We start from the raw sequence: 16414 nt of genomic DNA on the forward strand, positions 1-16414 counted from the left end.
CGTCGGAACCCGCGCCTCCTCCTGCATCAGCGCCCGCGCCGGCGCCGGTGGCCGGGCACGGCGCGGCTCCGCCCCCCGCCGCTGCGACGGTGCCGCCGGTGGCAGCCGCGGCTCCGGCGCCCGCTGCGCCGCCGACCAGCAGGGCAGCGGCCCCGACGGCTCCGGCCACCCCCGCCGTGCCGGCGAGGTCCGTTGCTCCACCCACACCCACGCCCACCGCCCCGCCTACGCCCGCTCCTACCGCTCCGCCCGCCGCCCCTGCTGCGCCGACTCACGTCCTTGCTGCGCCGGCTCGCGTCCCTGCCGAGCCGGCTCACGGCGCCCCGGCGCCGGCTGTGCCCAGTTCCGCCCCGGCGGCAGCTCTCGCCCCGGCAACAGGGCCGGCCGCGCCGGCGGCCCCGGCTGCTCCCGACCCCGCACCGCCGGCGCGGTCCGCCGGGGGCTCGATCCCCGCACCGGGTGCGGGCGCGCACCTGGCCGCCGCACTGCCGGCCGCCGACTCCCGGGGCGTCAGCCCATCCGGCACCGATCAGCCGAATCCGGATCAGCCCGGCGCCGGTCGGCCCGGCCCGGACCAGGGCGCGCCGGACCCGTGCGCCCCGCCCGTCGACCCGGACACCCTGTCGGCGGGGTACGACACCAGCGCCGCGAAGATCCACAACTGGGGCAAGCCGGACCGCGTGGACGAGTTCAACGGCACCTCGCTCGATGATTCCTGGGCCGTCTACGACGGTCCCGGTCACGCCGGCAACGGCCGCCGCACGCCGAGCGCGGTCTCGGTCGCCGACGGCATCCTGACGATCACCGGCGACTCCCGGGGCGACACCGCCGGGATGGCGTGGAACCCCGGGCAGAAGTACGGCCGCTGGGAGGGCCGGGTGAAGGCACCGGCCAGCGACCCGTCGTACAACGCGCTGCTGCTGCTGTGGCCGGACGCGGAGAACTTCCCGGTCGGCGGGGAGATCGACTTCATGGAGATGATGGACCACACCCGCCAGGAGACGAACATCTTCCTGCACTACGGGCCGGACAACTCGCAGGTCAACGGCAAGGTCAAGATCGACGCCACGCAGTGGCACAACTGGGCCGTCGAGTGGACCCCGACCCACGTCGCCGCCTTCGTCGACGGCAAGGAATGGTGGCGGACCACCGACACGTCGATCCTGCCGCCCGGCCCGATGCACCTGTGCATCCAGCTCGACTGGTTCCCCAAGGGGGGCAAGGTCAAGCAGTCCGAGATGCAGGTCGACTGGGTCAAGGAGTACAAGCTGAAGCCGGCCGACCTGGCCGAGGGTGCGAACCAGGACATCCAGCAGGAGGTCCACGGCCGCGCCGACGCCGAGGCGATCCGCCAGGAGGTGACCGATACGGCTCCGGCCGCGCCGGCCGGTGCCGAGCCCCGCGGACTCGTCCCGCATCCGGTGCGCGCCCCGGGCAACTGATCGACGCACCGGCTGCTCTCGGCCGCCGCACCCGGCGAGCGGCGGAGGGACTAGGAGATCACGACACGTTCCGCGGCCGCCACGCCGGCCAACGTGATCGCGTCGAAGCCGCGCTCGTGGAGCTGGTTGCGCAACGCGTCGAACACCCTGGCGCGCACCTGGCTGCGATTCTCGGGCAGCGAGCCACCGATGATCTTGGGCATGCAGCCTCCTTGCGCGGCGGTCGAGCCGGCCCAGGGCGCCCGGCGGCCGTGGCTGTCCGAGCTCGGGATCGGCGACGTCGTGCACGGGCCGGCGCGACGCGGCCTCACAGCGCGACGCCGGTCAGCACCATCGCGCGCTCGTAGCTGTAGTCCTCCATCGCGTAGCGCACACCCTCGCGGCCGAGACCGGACTCCTTCGCGCCGCCGTAGGGCATCTGTTCGGCGCGGAACGACGGAACGTCGCCGATCACCACGCCGCCGACCGCCAGCTCGCGGTGGGCGCGGAAGGCGGTCGGCAGGTCGCGGGTGAAGACCCCGGCCTGCAGCCCGTAGCGGGAGTCGTTGACCCGCGCGAAGGCCTCGTCACCCCGGCCACCGGCTCCAGCACGAGCACCGGCCCGAAGACCTCCTCGCAGGACACCGCCGCGTCCGCGGGGACGTCGACCAGCACGGTCGGCTCGACGGTCGCGCCGTCGCGCCCGCCGCCGGTGAGCACCGTCGCGCCGGCCGCGACGGCCTCGGCCACCCAGCCGGTGACGCGGTCGGCCGCCGCGGTGTCGATGAGCGGCCCGACGTCCGTGGCGTCGTCCCACGGGTCCCCGGTGCGCTGTGCCTCGACGGCAGCCACGACACGCTCGGTGAGAGCGTCGAACACGGAGCGGTCGGCCAGCACCCGCTGCACCGAGATGCACGACTGGCCGCCCTGGTAGTTGGCGAACGTGGCGATGCGCGCTGCTGCGTCGTCCAGGTCCTCCGGCGCGGACCAATCGGGGCACACCACGACCGCGGCGTTGCCGCCCAGCTCGAGCGTGACGTGCTTGCGCGGTACCGCGTCGCGGATGCCCGGCTCAGACGTACTCCATGATCAGCACGGCGGTGCTGCCGGGTTCGAGCGCCTGGTACCGGTGCGGCTGGTCGCCGGGGAAGCAGGCGTAGTCGCCGGGACCGAGCTCGACCTCCGCCCCCTCCGGCCCGGCCCGCCAGCGGCCCGCGGTGACCAGCACGTGCTCGGTGGTGCCGCGGATGTGCGCGTGCGCCGCCCGGGCCGGTCCCGGCTCGGCGCTCATCACGTGCAGGTCGCGGCGCGCGCCGGGCGGGCACGCGGCCAGCAGGGTCGCGGTGAACGGGGCCTGTTCCGACCCGATCGCCGGCGCCTCCCCGGCCCGGATGATCCGGACCGCGGAGACCGGCGGGTCGACCAGTCGGCTGAACGGCACGTCGAGCACCACCGCGAGCGCCCACAACGTCTCGACGCTCGGGTTGCCGGACCCGGCTTCGAGCTGGGAGAGCGTGGACTTGGCGATGCCGGCGCGGCGGGCCAGTTCGGCCAGCGAGACGCCGATCCGTTCGCGTTCCCGGCGCACCGCGACGGCGATGGTCTCCAGCGGTGTCGTTCGATCCATCGGGCCCCTCGTTCGGGTTGACGAACGCGTCTGCCGGTGTTCAGTGTAGGGGACCATGTGTTCGATACGGCGAACGGTCGATCGGGAAGATCTGCGTGACGCGCTGGCCCTCGCCGCGGCCATCGGGGTGGTCGGTGCATCGTTCGGGGCGCTGGCCGCCGCGGCCCGCGTACCGATGCCGCTCACCGTCGCGATGTCACTGCTGGTGTTCGCCGGCGGCTCGCAGTTCCTCGCGGTGGCGGTCGTCGCCGCCGGTGGCGGCCCGATCGCCGCGGTCGCCGCCGGGCTGCTGCTCAACGCCCGGCACCTGCCGTTCGGGCTCGCCATGTCCGGGATCGTGGCGAAGCGCTGGCCGGGCCGGTTGCTCGGCGCGCACATCCTCATCGACGAGTCCGTCGCGTTCTCCCGCGCGCGGGGCGCCGGCCCGCGCGCCCGCACCGCCTACTGGCTGTGCGGCTCGCTGTTCTTCGTGCTGTGGAACGTCGGCACGGTGGCCGGCGCGCTCGCCGGGTCGGCGGTGCCGGACCCCGATGCGTTCGGCGTCGACGCCGCGTTCCCGGCCGGGCTGCTCGCGCTGCTGCTACCGTCGCTGCGCCGGGCCGATGCGCGCCGGGTCGGCCTCGGCGCCGCGGCGGCCGCGCTGGCCGCCACCCCGTTCCTGCCCGCGGGCCTGCCGGTGATCATCGGCCTGCTGGGGCTGACCCTCGCCGGGCGGGAGCAGCGATGACCTGGACCGCCGTGCTCGCCCTGGCCGCCGGCACCTACCTGCTGCGGCTGGCCGGTTTGGCGCTGCGCGACCGCGTTGCCGTCCCGCAGCGGGTCGAACGCCACATCGACCTCGGGGCGACGGCACTGCTCGTCGCACTCGTCGCCACGGCCGCCCTGACCGAGGCCGGTGGTTTCGCCGGGTGGGCGCGCCCCGCCGGGGTGGCCGTCGGCGCCCTGGCCGCGTGGCGGAAGCTGCCGTTCGTGCTGGTGGTGCTCCTGGCCGCCGGGACGACAGCCGCGTTGCGCGCCGCCGGCATCCGCTGAGCCGGGGTCGCTCGGCGCGCGAGGTGCGGGCCGGTGCGTCACGATCGAACGCGTGCGCTGCCTGGTGATCGGAGCGACCGGCTCCATCGGAGCCCGGCTGGTGCCCCGGCTGCTGGCCGACGGGTACGCGGTCCGGTGCCTGATCCGGGACACGGCGAAACTCACCCGGCTGGACTGGGCAACCCGCGTCGAGGCCCTGCCGGGCGACGCCACCGACCCGCGCACCACCCGGCAGGCCTGCCGCGACGTCGACGTCGTGTTCTCTCTCGTGCACTCCATGACCGGCCCGGACTTCGCGGCCCGCGACCGGATCGCCGCCGCGGTGCTGGGCGGGGCCGCACGCGCCGCCGGCGCCGACCCGCCCCGGGGCACCGGAGCTGGTCGGCGCGCTGCTGCTACGTGCGGAGATGAAGCTGCCCGGACCGCGTGCCCGGAGCTGCGCGCCGAGCTACTGGACGCGACCCGCAGCCGCTACGTGCAGCGGGTGACGTTCCGGCCGGACGGGCTGGCCGGGCGGCTCTGCTGGTACGCCCAGCTCCCGGCGCACGACTTCCTGTTCGCGGTGATGGCCCGGACCGTGGCCGGCGTGGCATCCGGCCGGGCCCGGGCCATCAGAGCCGGCTGATCGGTGGCCGATCAGTGCGCAACGGGCTCGTAGCGGGCGAAGGCGCGGGAGAACGTGGCCGTGCCCGACGTCATGGCCCGCAGGTCGACGGCGTAGCGCAGCAACTCGGTGACCGGGACCTCGGCGCGCACCAGGGTGCGCCCCGTGCCACCTATCTCGGTGCCCAGCACCCGGCCCCGCCGCGCCGACAGGTCACCCAGCACGGCACCCAGGTGCTCGTCCGGGATGCGCACCGCGACCTCGTCGAGCGGTTCGAGCACCACCGTCCCGCACTGCTCGGCGGCCTCCCGCAGCGCCAGCGCGCCGGCGGTCTGGAACGCCGCGTCGGAGGAGTCGACGCTGTGCGCCTTGCCGTCGACCAGGGTCGCCCGGATGTCGACGACCGGATAGTGGCCCTCGGTCAGGCCGCGCTCGATCTGGGTCCGGATGCCCTTCTCCACGCTCGGGACGAACTGCGTCGGCACGGTGCCGCCGACCACCTTGGACACGAACTCGAAACCCGCCCCGCGGGGCAGCGGCTCGAACTCGATGTGACAGACCGCGTACTGGCCGTGCCCGCCGGACTGCTTCACGTGCCGGCCGGTGACCCGCCCCGGCCGGGCCAGCGTGGTCCGCATCGGCACCCGGACCGGTTCGGCGTCCACCTCGGCACCCCCGGCGCGCAGCCGGGACAGCACGACGTCGGCGTGCGCCTCGCCCATGCACCACAGCACCGTCTGGTGGGTCTCGGCGTTGCGTTCCAGGCGCAGCGTAGGGTCGGCCGCGACGAGCTTGGACAGCGTCTTGACCAGCGCGTCCTCGTCGCCGCGGGTACGCGCGACGACCGCGACCGGCAGCAGCGGATCGGGCAGCTCCCACGGCGTGAGCAGCAGCGGGTGGTCGGCGGCGGAGACGGTGTCGCCGGTCTCGGCGGTGCCGAGTTTGGTCAGCGCGCAGATGTCCCCGGCGATGCAGCCGTCGATCTCCCGCAGCGTCGCCCCCAGCGGGGAGTAGATGTGCGCGAGCCGCTCGTCGGCGTCGTGGCCGTCGTCGGTGTTGTGGGCGCCGTTGCCCTCGTTCTCGGCGCTGCCCGGCGGCGCCGCGGCGATCGCGCCGTGGCCGCTGATGTGCACCGTGGATTCCGGGCGCAACGTCCCGGAGAACACCCGGACCAGCGAGACCCGCCCGACGTAGGCGTCGGCGGACGTCCGCACGACCTCGGCGGCGAGCGGGCCGTCCGGGTCGGCGGTGAGCGTCGGGTGCTCGGCGCCGTCCACTCCGGACACCGGTGGCAGCGGGTGCTCCAGCGGCGACGGGAAGCCGCCGACCAGCACCTCGAGCAGCGCGTCCAGGCCGATCCCGCTGCTCGCGCAGACCGGGATGACCGGGTAGAACGAGCCGCGGGCGACCGCGGTCTCCAGATCGTCGATCAGGGTGGCGAGCTCGATCTCCTCGCCGCCGAGGTAGCGCTCCATGAGCGACTCGTCCTCGGACTGCTCGATGATGCCCTCGATCAGCTCGTCGCGGGCCTCCTCGGCGCCGGCCGGCGCCTGGCCGTCCGGGGTCTGCGAGAGCAACCCGTACAGGCCGATGAGGTGGCCGTCGTCACGGATCGGCAGATAGAGCGGGGCGACGCCGGCGCCGAACGTGTCCCGGCAGGCCGCGACGGTGGCCTCCAGGTCGGCGCGCGCGTGGTCGCAGCGGGCGACGACGACGGCGCGCGGCATGCTCACCGCGGCGCACTCCTCCCACTGCGACACCGTCGCCGGGTCGATCGTGCCCTCATGGGCCGCCGAGGACGGGATCACGAACAACGCCCCGTCCGCGGCGCGCAGCCCGGCTCGCAGCTCGCCGACGAAGTCGCCGTAGCCGGGCGTGTCGATCAGATTGATCTTGGTGTCCTCGTGCAGCAGGGGCGCGACCGCGAGCGCGACCGAGCGCTGCTGGCGCACCGCGGCCGGATCGTGGTCGCACACGGTGGTGCCCTCGAGGACGGTGCCCTGACGGGGAATGGCCGAGGTCTGCGCGAGCAGCGCCTCGACCAGGGTCGTCTTTCCTGCTCCCGAGGGCCCGACCAGGACCACGTTGCGTACCCGGGCGGGATCGGAAACGGTGAGGACCCCGGTCCCCGCACGCTGCCCGCTGTCTGCTCTGACGGCCATATGGACCACCTCCGCGACCTGCGCTGGCTGTGTCCGATTTCACACCCACCGTATGCTCGGCCACAACCCTTGGTCGGGGCCGAACGCTATGGCCTGCACGGCGGGTAGGGTCGTGCCCGTGCCGATTCCCGGGCCTGGATATGCCATCACCGCGCGGGTCGAGGCACCCGCATCCGCCAGTGCAGCAGGAGACCTCGCCGTGGCCGTCGGCCACGTCGGCGGGGTCGTCACCGCGTTCGACGTCGTCGAGGCGCACACCGGCGCGATCGTCGTCGACATCAGTTGCAACGCGCTGAACGAGTCGCATGCGACCGAGATCACCGACGCGCTCGAGGCGCTCGCGGGTGTCACCGTCCGCAAGGTCTCCGACCGGACGTTCCTCATGCACCTGGGCGGCAAGCTCGAGGTGCAGTCCAAGGTCAGCCTGCGCAACCGCGACGACCTCTCCCGCGCCTACACTCCCGGCGTCGCCCGGGTCTGCCAGGCCATCGCGGCCAACCCGGCCGACGCCCGCCGGCTGACCATCAAGCGCAACACCGTCGCCGTGGTCACCGACGGCTCCGCCGTGCTCGGGCTGGGCAACCTCGGCGCGGCCGCGGCCATGCCGGTCATGGAGGGCAAGGCGGCGCTGTTCAAGCGCTTCGCCGGCGTCGACGCCTGGCCGGTGTGCCTGGACACCCAGGACACCGAGGAGATCATCCGGACCGTGCAGGTGATCGCGCCGGCCTACGGCGGCATCAACCTGGAGGACATCGCGGCCCCCCGCTGCTTCGAGATCGAGCGGCGGCTGCGCGAGATGCTGGACATCCCGGTGTTCCACGACGACCAGCACGGCACCGCGGTGGTGGTGCTCGGCGCGCTGCGCAACGCGCTGCGGGTGGTCGGCAAGAAGCTCTCGGACTGCAAGATCGTCGTCTGCGGGGTCGGCGCGGCGGGCTCGGCGATCATCCGGCTGCTGCAGTCGGGTGGGCCGGGCGACGTGCTCGCCGTCGACATCGACGGGATCGTGCACCGCGGACGCCCCGGGCTGGACGAGAACCTGACCTGGATGGCCGAGCACACCAACGCCGAGGGCATGTCCGGCACGCTGGCCGACGCGCTCGTCGGGGCCGACGTGTTCATCGGGGTGTCCGCGCCGAACCTGTTCGGCGCCGAGGAGGCCGCGACGATGGCCGACGACGCGATCGTGTTCGCGCTGGCCAACCCCGACCCGGAGATCGACCCGGCGGTGGCCCAGCAGCACGCCGCCGTGGTGGCCACGGGCCGGTCGGACTACCCGAACCAGATCAACAACGTGCTCGCCTTCCCCGGGGTGTTCCGCGGCCTGCTCGACGCGCAGGCCCGCGACATCACCGACGCGATGCTGCTCGCGGCCGCCGCCGCGATCGCCGACGTGGTGGACGAGCCGAACCCGTCGTTCATCGTGCCGAGCGTGTTCGACTCCACGGTGGCCCCGGCCGTCGCCGAAGCGGTCCGGGCGGCGGCCCAGCAGCAGGCCGACGGCGTCGCGGGCACGATCGTCGCCGGCGCCTGACCCCGGGGCCACGGCCCGCTCCGCGAGTCGCCCTTGTCGGGAGGCCGAGTCGCTCCTTTCGGGAGGGCGACTCGCCTGCTCCGCGGGGCGAGTCGCTCGTCACGTCCGGCGCGACCGGTCGGTAGGTGTGCGGCGACTACCCTGGTCAGCGTGGTTTCCGTGATCGGTTCCGGCCCGACCGTCGGTGTCCTGGCCCTGCAGGGCGATGTTCGTGAGCACCTGGCCGCGCTGACGGCCTGCGGCGTGCGCGCCGTCCCGGTCCGCCGCCCGCTCGAACTCGACACGGTGGACGCACTCGTGCTGCCCGGTGGTGAGTCGACGACGATGAGCCGCCTGCTGGAGACGTTCGAACTGCTCGAGCCGCTGCGCGCGCGGCTGGCCAAGGGGATGCCGGCCTATGGGTCGTGCGCCGGGATGATCCTGCTCGCCCGGGAGGTGCTCGACGGCCGGCCCGACCAGCAGCAGCTCGGTGGGCTCGACATCGTGGTGCGGCGCAACGCGTTCGGCCGCCAGGTCGACTCGTTCGAGACCGACCTGCACATCGACGGGGTGCCCGGCGAGCCGACCCGCGCGGTGTTCATCCGGGCGCCGTGGGTGGAGCAGGCCGGGCCCGAGGTCGAGGTGCTCGCCCGGGTGCCGCAGGTGACCTCCTCCGGTCACGACGCCGGGGCCGCCGCGGGACGGATCGTCGCGGTGCGCCAAGGCTCGGTGCTCGCCACCGCGTTCCACCCCGAGCTCACCGGTGACGCCCGGGTGCACGCCCTGTTCTGCGAGCTGGTCCGGGAGAACCTGCGCGCCGCGTAGGCCGGCCCGTGCGTCCGGTGGCGGCGCCGCTCAGCCGGCCAGGCGGTAGCGGATCAGCCGCGAGCTGTTGGCGACCACCGCCACCGACGACGCGTTGTGCAGGATCGCGGCGACCACCGGAGACATCGCCCCGCCCGCCGAGACGAGCAGCCCGGCGGCGTTGACCGCGATGGACATGCCGTAGTTCTGCCGGATCAGCCCGATGCTGCGCCGCCCGAGGTCGCGCAGCTCGAGCAGCTTGCGCAGGTCGTCGCCGGCGAGTGCGACGTCGGCGGTCTCCACGGCGACGTCGGTGCCGCCCGTGCCCATCGCGATCCCGATGTCGGCCAGGGCGAGCGCGGGCGCGTCGTTGGTGCCGTCGCCGACCATCGCGACGGTGTACCCGTCGGCCTGCAGCGCGCGCACCAGGTCCTGCTTCTCCTCGGGCATGACCTGCGCGCGGAACTCGTCGATGCCCAGCTCGGCGGCGACCGCGGCCGCGGTCTGCGGGTGGTCCCCGGTGAGCAGCACGATCCGGCGCACCCCGTCGGCGCGCAGCGCGTCGAGCACCTCACGGGACTCACTGCGCACGGTGTCGCGCAGGCTGACCAGCCCGACCAGCCTGCCGTCGACAGCCAGCAGCAGCGGGGTCTCGGTGGCCCGCTGCAGCCGGCGCACCCAGTCCTGGGCCTTGCGGCTCACCGGGACCTTCTGCCGGCGCAGCAGTTCCCGGCTGCCGATGAGCAGCGTCCGCCCGTCGCTCTGCACCCGCATGCCCTGCCCGAGCAGCACCTCGCACTCCTCGTGCGGGGGGATCTCGATGTGGCGTTCCTCGGTGGACCGGATGACGGCCTGGGCCAGCGGGTGCCGGGAGTGGATCTCCGAGCTGGCCGCGTAGGCGAGCACCTGCTCGGGTGACCAGGACGGGTCGAAGGAGACGACGTTGGTGACCACCGGACGGCCCAGGGTGAGCGTGCCGGTCTTGTCGAACACGATCGCGTCGACCCGCCCGGCGGCCTCCAGGTGCGCCCCGCCCTTGATCAGGATGCCGCGGCGGGCGCCGTTGCCGATCGCCGCGCTGATCGCGGTCGGGGTGGAGAGCCCGACCGCGCAGGGGCACGCGATGAGCAGCATCGTCATTGCCCGCCGCACGTCCCGGGTGAGCAGCAGGGTCGCCGCGGCGAGCGCGAAGGAGGTCGGGACGAACCGGCGGGAGAAGTTCTCCCCGACGGTCTGGATCGGGGCCCGGTCGGACTGGGCCTGCTCGACCCGGTTGATGATCCGGCCCAGCGCGGTGTCCTGGCCGACGGCCGAGGCGCGCACCACGATCCGTCCGCGCAGCAGCACCGAGCCCGCGGGCAGCGCCATGCCGGCGCCGACGCTGACCGGCAGCGTCTCGCCGGTGATGGCGGCCTGGTCGGCCACGCCGTCGCCCTCGACGACGACGCCGTCGACCGGGAGCACCACGTGCTCGTGCACGACGACCTCGTCGCCGATGCTCAGGTGGTCGATGTCGACCTCGACCTCGGTGCCGTCCGCAAGGCGGGTCCAGGCCCGGTGCTGGGTGCCGGTGAGCAGCTCGGAGATGGCGCGGCGGCTGCGGCGCAGGGTCAGGTCCTGCAGGTACTCGCCGATGTTGAGCAGCCAGAGCACGGTCAGCGCGACGACGTTCTCGCGCAGCACCAGGCTGGCGACCGTGGCCGCCGAGACCAGCGCGTCGGTGCCGGCACCGCGGCCCCGGGTGAACGCGCGCAGCGCGCCGCGCAGGAACGGGTAGCCGGTGAAGATCGTGACGCCGGTGGCCACGGTGCGGCTGCTGGGTCCGAGGACCGGCGGCCGGCGCAGGCCGTAGCGGCGGATCCCGAGGGCGGCCAGCGCGACGCCGCCGACGACCAGGCGGGCCAGGTCGCCGTTGCGCACGTCGGACGAACGCGGGGTGCGGTCGGCGGTGGCCTCCGGGTCCGCCCCCAGGCCCTTGCCGATGGCCTCGACCAGTTCGGCGCGGTCACAGCGGTCCGGGTCGAACCAGACGACGACGTTGCCGGTGCGCGGGTAGGCGTGGACCTGGCGGACGCCGGTGACCGGGTCGACCGCGTCCTCGACGGCCACCGCGAGAGCCGGGCTGCCCACCAGGCCGGGGGTCGCGAAGCGGACCCGGCCGGCGGCGTCGCTGACGACGCGGATCGACATCCGGCTCAGTGCTCGTGCTCGTGCGCGGCCTGCGTGCCGGGCGGCGGGGCCTGCTCGCCGATCCGTTCGCGGGCCTCGCTGACGATGTCGGCGGTGGCCAGGCGGGCCTTCTCGGCGCCGGTCTCCGCGGCCCGGGCCCCGCGCAGGCCCAGGGCCGTCACGGCCACGGCGGCCTGGTGCACCGCGCCGCTGCGCGCGATCTTCTTGACTCCGTCGTAGACCACGGCTCCGGCCAGGCCGGTCGCGACGGCGCCGGCGGCCTTGCCGATGATTCCGCCGAACATCACAGGCGGCTCCTCTCACTGGGATGCTCGCGTGACCGTCGCAGGATATCCATGTCCCCGACACGCAGTCGTTAACATAGATGAATACGTGCATGTGGATCACCGAGGACTGGGCCCGCCGGAAAAGTGCTGCGTCGGTACGATCGACAGGATCTGGCAGGGCCGGTACCACCGGCGCCTGCGCGGCCCGGGAGGGCGGGACGTGGGCGCCCGGGTCCCGGCGAGTGCCGCACGTGAGAGGCAGAAGGGACGGGTCAGCCGATGAGCGGCCACTCCAAATGGGCGACGACCAAGCACAAGAAGGCCGTCATCGATGCCCGCCGGGGCAAGATGTTCGCCAAGCTGATCAAGAACATCGAGGTGGCGGCGCGCACCGGCGGTGGCGACCCCGACGGCAACCCGACGCTCTACGACGCCATCCAGAAGGCCAAGAAGAGCTCGGTTCCCAACGACAACATCGACCGCGCCGTCAAGCGTGGCTCGGGTGTCGACGCCGGCGGCGCGGATTACCAGACGATCACCTACGAGGGCTACGCGCCCAACGGCGTCGCGGTGCTCGTCGAGTGCCTCACCGACAACCGCAACCGGGCGGCCACCGAGGTCCGGACCGCGATGAGCCGCAACGGCGGCACCATGGCCGACCCGGGCTCGGTGTCCTACCTGTTCACCCGCAAGGGCGTCGTGATCGTGCCCAAGGGTGACCTCACCGAGGACGACCTGCTGCTCGCCGTGCTCGACGCCGGCGCGGAGGAGGTCAACGACCTGGGCGAGAGCTTCGAGGTCATCTCCGAGGCGACCGACCTGATCGCGGTCCGCACCGCGTTGCAGGAGGCCGGCATCGACTACGACTCGGCCGACCCCACGTTCGTGCCCTCGATGCAGGTCTCGCTCGACGCCGAGGGGGCGAAGAAGGTCTTCCGGCTGATCGACGCCCTCGAGGACAGCGACGAGGTGCAGAACGTCTACGCGAACTTCGACGTGTCCGACGAGGTCATGGCCGAGGTCGGCTGAGGGCGCCCGCGATGATCGACGGTCCGGCGCCGGTGCCCGCGCACACCGCGGTCTCCGGCACCGGACCGTCGCCGTCCGCCGGCCCCGGGGTGCGCATCGGGCCGCTGCGCCCCGGGGACGCCGGCGAGGTGCTGACCGTGCAGCGGGCCGCGTACGTCACCGAGGCGCAGCGCTACGGCGCGCCCGACATCCCGCCGCTGCGCGAGACCCTGGCCGAGCTGCGGGCCGACCTGGAGGCCGGTGTCCTGGCACTGGGCGCCTGGTCCGGTGCCCGGCTGGTCGGCTCGGTGCGCGGGCGGGTGGCCGGCTCCGAGATGGAGGTCGTGCGCTTCACGGTGGCGCCCGACGTGCAGGGCCGGGGCGTCGGCCGGGCCCTGCTCGCCGCCGTGCACGCCGCCGCCCCGCCGGCGGTCACCCGATTCTGGCTGGTCACCGGCGCGCGCAGCGACGACAACCTGCGCCTGTACGCGGCGGCCGGCTATCGGATCGCCGGTGCCGTCACCGATTCCGCGGGCGTCGAACTGGCCCGCCTGGAACGCCCCGCCCGCTGAGCACAGCTCGATCCCGTTCCGCCCCGGACGCCGGGTCGCCCGTCCGGGGACTGTCGGTGCGCGGTCCTAGACTCGGTGGTGATGAGCCCCGCAACCCGTGCCCCCCAGAAGTCCGGTACTGCGAAGTCCGGTTCCGCGACCACGCCCGCCACCGGTGGTGGCTCCACGGGCAAACGGCTGCTGCTGCTCGACGGGCACTCGCTGGCCTACCGCGCGTTCTTCGCGCTGCCTGCGGAGAACTTCCGCACCGGCACGGGGCAGACCACGAACGCGGTCTACGGCTTCACCTCGATGCTGATCAACCTGCTGCGCGACGAGCAGCCGACGCACCTCGCGGTGGCGTTCGACGTCTCCCGCAAGACGTTCCGCTCGGAGGCCTACGCCGACTACAAGGCGAACCGGTCGGCCACGCCGGACGACTTCCGCGGCCAGGTCGACCTCATCAAGGAGGTCCTGGCCGCGCTGAACATCCCGGTGTTCGCCGTCGAGGGCTACGAGGCCGACGACGTGCTCGCCACGCTCGCCACCCAGGCCGAGGCCGACGGCTTCCAGGTGCTCGTCACCACCGGCGACCGCGACGCGTTCCAGCTGGTCACCGACAACGTCACGGTGCTCTACCCGCGGCGCGGGGCGTCCGACCTCGGCCGGATCGACCCGGCCGAGGTGAACGAGCGCTACGGCCTCACCCCGGCGCAGTACCCCGACTTCGCGGCCCTGCGCGGCGACCCCAGTGACAACCTGCCGAGTATTCCCGGCGTCGGGGAGAAGACCGCGGCCAAGTGGGTCCGCGAGTTCGGCTCGCTGGGCGAGCTGAGCGACCGGGTCGACGAGGTCAAGGGCAAGGCCGGCGACGCGCTGCGCGCCAACCTGGCCAATGTGCTGCTCAACCGGCAGCTCACCGAGCTGGTCCGCGACGTCGCGCTGGACGCCGCGCCGGCCGACCTCGAGGTCCGGCCGTGGGACCGCGACGCGGTGCACCGGCTGTTCGACGAGCTCGAGTTCCGGGTGCTGCGCGAACGCCTGTTCGCCACCCTGACCAGTGCCGAGCCGGAGGCCGAGGACGGCTTCGAGGTGCAGGGCGGTGCCGTCGAGCCGGGCGGCGTGCGGGCCTGGCTCGAGGCGAACGCGCGCGACGGCCGCCGGGTCGGGCTGTCGTTCCACGGACTGACCGGCCGTGCCACCGGAAGCGACCTCCAGGGCATCGCCCTGGCTGCGGGGGAGCCGACCGTGGAGGACCGCGCCGGGCTCGGAGCCCGCCCGCCCGCCGCCGTCGGGGTGCGCGCGGCCGGCTACCTCGACGTGCGCACGCTGACCCCGGACGACGACGCGGCGCTGGGGGAATGGCTGGGCGACGAGTCGGTGCCCAAGGCGGCGCACGACGCCAAGGCGGCGCTGCACGCGCTGCGCGCCCGCGGCTGGCAGCTGCGCGGGCTGACCAGCGACACTGCACTGGCCGCCTACCTGGCCCGCCCCGGGCAGCGCAGCTTCGACCTGGCCGACCTCGCGCTGCGCTACCTGCGCCGCGAGCTGCGGCTCGACGGCGAGGCCGACGGTGGCCAGCTCTCGCTGCTCGGCGGTGAGGAGGAGGCCGACGCGCAGCATGCGCAGGAGCAGATGGTGGCGGCGTCCGCGGTGGCCGAGCTGGCCGACGCGCTCGACGCCGAGCTGTCCGAGCGCGGCGGCACCGAGCTGCTCGCCGGGCTGGAGTTGCCGCTGCTGTTCGTGCTCGCCGACCTCGAGGCCGCCGGCATCGCCGTCGACCGTGACGCGCTGTCCGCGCTGGAGGCGGAGTTCGCCGCGCAGGTCAAGCAGGCTGCGCAGGACGCCTATGCGGTGATCGGCAAGGAGATCAACCTCGGCTCGCCGAAACAGCTGCAGGTCGTGCTGTTCGACGAGCTGGGCATGCCGAAGACCAAGCGCACCAAGACCGGTTACACCACCGACGCCGACGCGCTGCAGAACCTGTTCGCGGCCACCGAGCACCCGTTCCTGTCCCACCTGCTGCTGCACCGGGACGCGACCCGGCTCAAGGTCACCGTCGACGGCCTGCTCAAGTCGATCGCCGACGACGGCCGCATCCACACCACCTACAGCCAGACGATCGCCGCCACCGGCCGGCTCAGCTCCACCGAGCCGAACCTGCAGAACGTGCCGATCCGTACTGCCGCGGGCCGGCGGATCCGCGAGACGTTCGTGGTCGGCCAGGGGTACGCCGAGCTGATGACCGCGGACTACAGCCAGATCGAGATGCGGATCATGGCGCACCTGTCCGAGGACGCGGCGCTGATCGAGGCGTTCCGGTCGCGGCACGACTTCCACGCCGAGACCGCCGCCCGGGTGTTCGGGGTCGAGGCGCCGGAGGTCACCCCGGAGCAGCGCGCCAAGATCAAGGCGATGAACTACGGGCTGGCCTACGGGCTGTCGGCGTTCGGGCTGTCGGGCCAGCTGCGGATCTCCACCGAGGAGGCCCGCGGCCTGATGGACGAGTACTTCAAGACGTTCGGCGGGGTGCGCGACTACCTGCACAGCATCGTCGAGCAGGCCCGCAAGGACGGCTACACCGAGACCATGCTCGGCCGCCGCCGCTACCTGCCCGACCTGAACAGCGACAACCGGCAGCGCCGGGAGATGGCCGAGCGGATGGCGCTCAACGCCCCGATCCAGGGCAGCGCGGCGGACATCATCAAGGTCGCGATGCTGGGCGTGCACCGGGCGCTGGCCGCGGCGTCACTGCGCAGCCGGGTGCTGCTGCAGGTCCACGACGAGCTGGTGCTGGAGGTGGCCGAGGGCGAGCGCGCGGCCGTCGAGGAACTGGTACGCCGCGAGATGGGCGCGGCCCACGAGCTCAGCGTGCCGCTCGAGGTGTCCGTCGGGTACGGGCGCAGCTGGGACGACGCCGCCCACTAGGTCGCGCCCGCGCCGCGGAGGAGGACCCGTGCGCGGGACGGGTGAGTGCCGGGGGCAGCGTGCTGGCGCCGTCCCCCGTGGCCGCGCTGGCCTGGCCTTGGGTGAGGAAGATGCTGCCGGTGAGGTCGGCGCCGCTCAGGTCGGCGTCGCGGAGGTCCGCCCCGATCAGGTCGGCAGATCTCAGGTCGGCGCCGGTGAGGTCCGCCGGTGCCGCGCTCATGGGACGATGTGCGTGACCTCCCACGGTGAGCAGGGCTTGCCGCCTGCTCCGGACGAGCTCCATTCTCGCTGCGCCGGCACGCCGCAGC

General features: G+C 73.7%; 15 protein-coding genes and 2 pseudogenes. 9 read left to right on the forward strand and 8 right to left on the reverse strand.

Annotation, left to right across the window (positions count from 1 at the left end):
• On the reverse strand, nt 1–205 hold a 205-nt coding region (locus HF526_RS34805), incomplete at its 3' end, for a hypothetical protein (RefSeq protein WP_211177931.1).
• Nucleotides 206–335: 130 nt separating this feature from the next.
• On the opposite strand from HF526_RS34805, the gene HF526_RS35830 reads away from it, so the two are divergent.
• The gene (locus HF526_RS35830) at nt 336–1442 is read left to right on the forward strand and encodes a glycoside hydrolase family 16 protein (RefSeq protein ID WP_211177932.1); all 1107 of its coding nucleotides are present in this window, start codon (nt 336–338) and stop codon (nt 1440–1442) included.
• A 74-nt stretch (nt 1443–1516) separates the two neighbouring features.
• Here HF526_RS35830 and HF526_RS28565 read toward each other — a convergent pair.
• From HF526_RS28565 to HF526_RS28575, 3 genes and pseudogenes are all read right to left on the reverse strand, one after another.
• Nucleotides 1517–1645, reverse strand: a pseudogene (locus HF526_RS28565) (TetR/AcrR family transcriptional regulator); the annotation flags it as partial.
• Nucleotides 1646–1749: 104 nt separating this feature from the next.
• Nucleotides 1750–2486, reverse strand: a pseudogene (locus HF526_RS28570) (aldehyde dehydrogenase family protein); the annotation flags it as partial.
• A gap of 7 nt (nt 2487–2493) precedes the next feature.
• Nucleotides 2494–3048, reverse strand: a complete 555-nt coding sequence (locus HF526_RS28575) for a helix-turn-helix domain-containing protein (protein ID WP_169384685.1) — start codon at nt 3046–3048, stop codon at nt 2494–2496.
• A gap of 55 nt (nt 3049–3103) precedes the next feature.
• Between HF526_RS28575 and HF526_RS28580 the strand changes: the two genes are divergently transcribed.
• Genes HF526_RS28580 through HF526_RS28590 form a run of 3 tightly spaced genes read left to right on the forward strand, consistent with a single transcriptional unit; the run spans nt 3104 to nt 4705 of the window.
• Nucleotides 3104–3775, forward strand: a complete 672-nt coding sequence (locus HF526_RS28580) for an AzlC family ABC transporter permease (RefSeq protein WP_169384686.1) — start codon at nt 3104–3106, stop codon at nt 3773–3775.
• A complete protein-coding gene (locus tag HF526_RS28585; RefSeq protein ID WP_169384687.1) occupies nt 3772–4080 on the forward strand; it encodes an AzlD domain-containing protein in 309 nt (102 codons plus the stop codon). Before HF526_RS28580 ends, HF526_RS28585 begins: the two co-directional genes overlap by 4 nt.
• A gap of 52 nt (nt 4081–4132) precedes the next feature.
• On the forward strand, nt 4133–4705 hold the full coding sequence (locus HF526_RS28590; RefSeq protein WP_169384688.1) for an NAD(P)H-binding protein: 573 nt from the start codon (nt 4133–4135) through the stop codon (nt 4703–4705).
• Nucleotides 4706–4716: 11 nt separating this feature from the next.
• On the opposite strand, the gene HF526_RS28595 is transcribed toward HF526_RS28590, so the two are convergent.
• Nucleotides 4717–6846: an elongation factor G-like protein EF-G2 gene (locus tag HF526_RS28595; RefSeq protein ID WP_169384689.1), complete on the reverse strand. Its 2130-nt coding sequence runs from the start codon at nt 6844–6846 to the stop codon at nt 4717–4719.
• Nucleotides 6847–6964: 118 nt separating this feature from the next.
• Between HF526_RS28595 and HF526_RS28600 the strand changes: the two genes are divergently transcribed.
• Complete coding sequence (locus HF526_RS28600; protein ID WP_169384690.1) at nt 6965–8380, forward strand: malic enzyme-like NAD(P)-binding protein; 1416 nt, start codon at nt 6965–6967, stop codon at nt 8378–8380.
• Between the two features lie 162 nt (nt 8381–8542).
• Entirely contained in the window at nt 8543–9184 is a 642-nt protein-coding gene (gene pdxT, locus HF526_RS28605) for a pyridoxal 5'-phosphate synthase glutaminase subunit PdxT (RefSeq protein ID WP_338051823.1), read from the forward strand.
• Nucleotides 9185–9214: 30 nt separating this feature from the next.
• Here pdxT and HF526_RS28610 read toward each other — a convergent pair whose 3' ends face one another.
• Both HF526_RS28610 and HF526_RS28615 read right to left on the reverse strand, forming a co-directional pair.
• Complete coding sequence (locus tag HF526_RS28610) at nt 9215–11353, reverse strand: heavy metal translocating P-type ATPase (protein WP_169384692.1); 2139 nt, start codon at nt 11351–11353, stop codon at nt 9215–9217.
• A 5-nt stretch (nt 11354–11358) separates the two neighbouring features.
• Nucleotides 11359–11637 carry a DUF1490 family protein gene (locus HF526_RS28615; RefSeq protein WP_211177939.1) on the reverse strand — a complete coding sequence of 93 codons (279 nt, stop codon included), beginning with the start codon at nt 11635–11637 and terminating at the stop codon, nt 11359–11361.
• 261 nt (nt 11638–11898) lie between these two features.
• On the opposite strand from HF526_RS28615, the gene HF526_RS28620 reads away from it, so the two are divergent.
• The 3 genes from HF526_RS28620 to polA all read left to right on the forward strand — a co-directional run bounded on the left by HF526_RS28620 (nt 11899) and on the right by polA (nt 16106).
• A complete protein-coding gene (locus HF526_RS28620) occupies nt 11899–12648 on the forward strand; it encodes a YebC/PmpR family DNA-binding transcriptional regulator (protein WP_169384694.1) in 750 nt (249 codons plus the stop codon).
• An 11-nt stretch (nt 12649–12659) separates the two neighbouring features.
• Nucleotides 12660–13199: a GNAT family N-acetyltransferase gene (locus HF526_RS28625; RefSeq protein WP_169384695.1), complete on the forward strand. Its 540-nt coding sequence runs from the start codon at nt 12660–12662 to the stop codon at nt 13197–13199.
• A gap of 81 nt (nt 13200–13280) precedes the next feature.
• Nucleotides 13281–16106, forward strand: a complete 2826-nt coding sequence (polA, locus tag HF526_RS28630; protein ID WP_169384696.1) for a DNA polymerase I — start codon at nt 13281–13283, stop codon at nt 16104–16106.
• On the opposite strand, the gene HF526_RS28635 is transcribed toward polA, so the two are convergent.
• Nucleotides 16045–16389 (reverse strand): pentapeptide repeat-containing protein, encoded by a 345-nt coding sequence (locus HF526_RS28635; protein WP_211177934.1) that lies wholly within the window; start codon nt 16387–16389, stop codon nt 16045–16047. The two genes, polA and HF526_RS28635, sit on opposite strands and share 62 nt — an antisense overlap.
• Between the last annotated feature and the right edge of the window lie 25 nt (nt 16390–16414).

This window comes from Pseudonocardia acidicola (assembly GCF_012911935.1).
Classification (GTDB): domain Bacteria; phylum Actinomycetota; class Actinomycetes; order Mycobacteriales; family Pseudonocardiaceae; genus Pseudonocardia; species Pseudonocardia acidicola.

Excerpts from the sequence above, each read along its gene's own strand:
- HF526_RS28595 (WP_169384689.1), bottom strand. The coding sequence starts at position 6,846 with ATGGCCGTCAGAGCAGACAGCGGGCAGCGTGCGGGGACCGGGGTCCTC.
- HF526_RS28625 (WP_169384695.1), top strand. The coding sequence starts at position 12,660 with ATGATCGACGGTCCGGCGCCGGTGCCCGCGCACACCGCGGTCTCCGGC.
- HF526_RS28615 (WP_211177939.1), bottom strand. The coding sequence starts at position 11,637 with ATGTTCGGCGGAATCATCGGCAAGGCCGCCGGCGCCGTCGCGACCGGC.
- HF526_RS28585 (WP_169384687.1), top strand. The coding sequence starts at position 3,772 with ATGACCTGGACCGCCGTGCTCGCCCTGGCCGCCGGCACCTACCTGCTG.
- polA (WP_169384696.1), top strand. The coding sequence starts at position 13,281 with ATGAGCCCCGCAACCCGTGCCCCCCAGAAGTCCGGTACTGCGAAGTCC.
- HF526_RS28635 (WP_211177934.1), bottom strand. The coding sequence starts at position 16,389 with ATGGAGCTCGTCCGGAGCAGGCGGCAAGCCCTGCTCACCGTGGGAGGT.
- HF526_RS28610 (WP_169384692.1), bottom strand. The coding sequence starts at position 11,353 with ATGTCGATCCGCGTCGTCAGCGACGCCGCCGGCCGGGTCCGCTTCGCG.
- HF526_RS28580 (WP_169384686.1), top strand. The coding sequence starts at position 3,104 with ATGTGTTCGATACGGCGAACGGTCGATCGGGAAGATCTGCGTGACGCG.
- HF526_RS28575 (WP_169384685.1), bottom strand. The coding sequence starts at position 3,048 with ATGGATCGAACGACACCGCTGGAGACCATCGCCGTCGCGGTGCGCCGG.
- HF526_RS28620 (WP_169384694.1), top strand. The coding sequence starts at position 11,899 with ATGAGCGGCCACTCCAAATGGGCGACGACCAAGCACAAGAAGGCCGTC.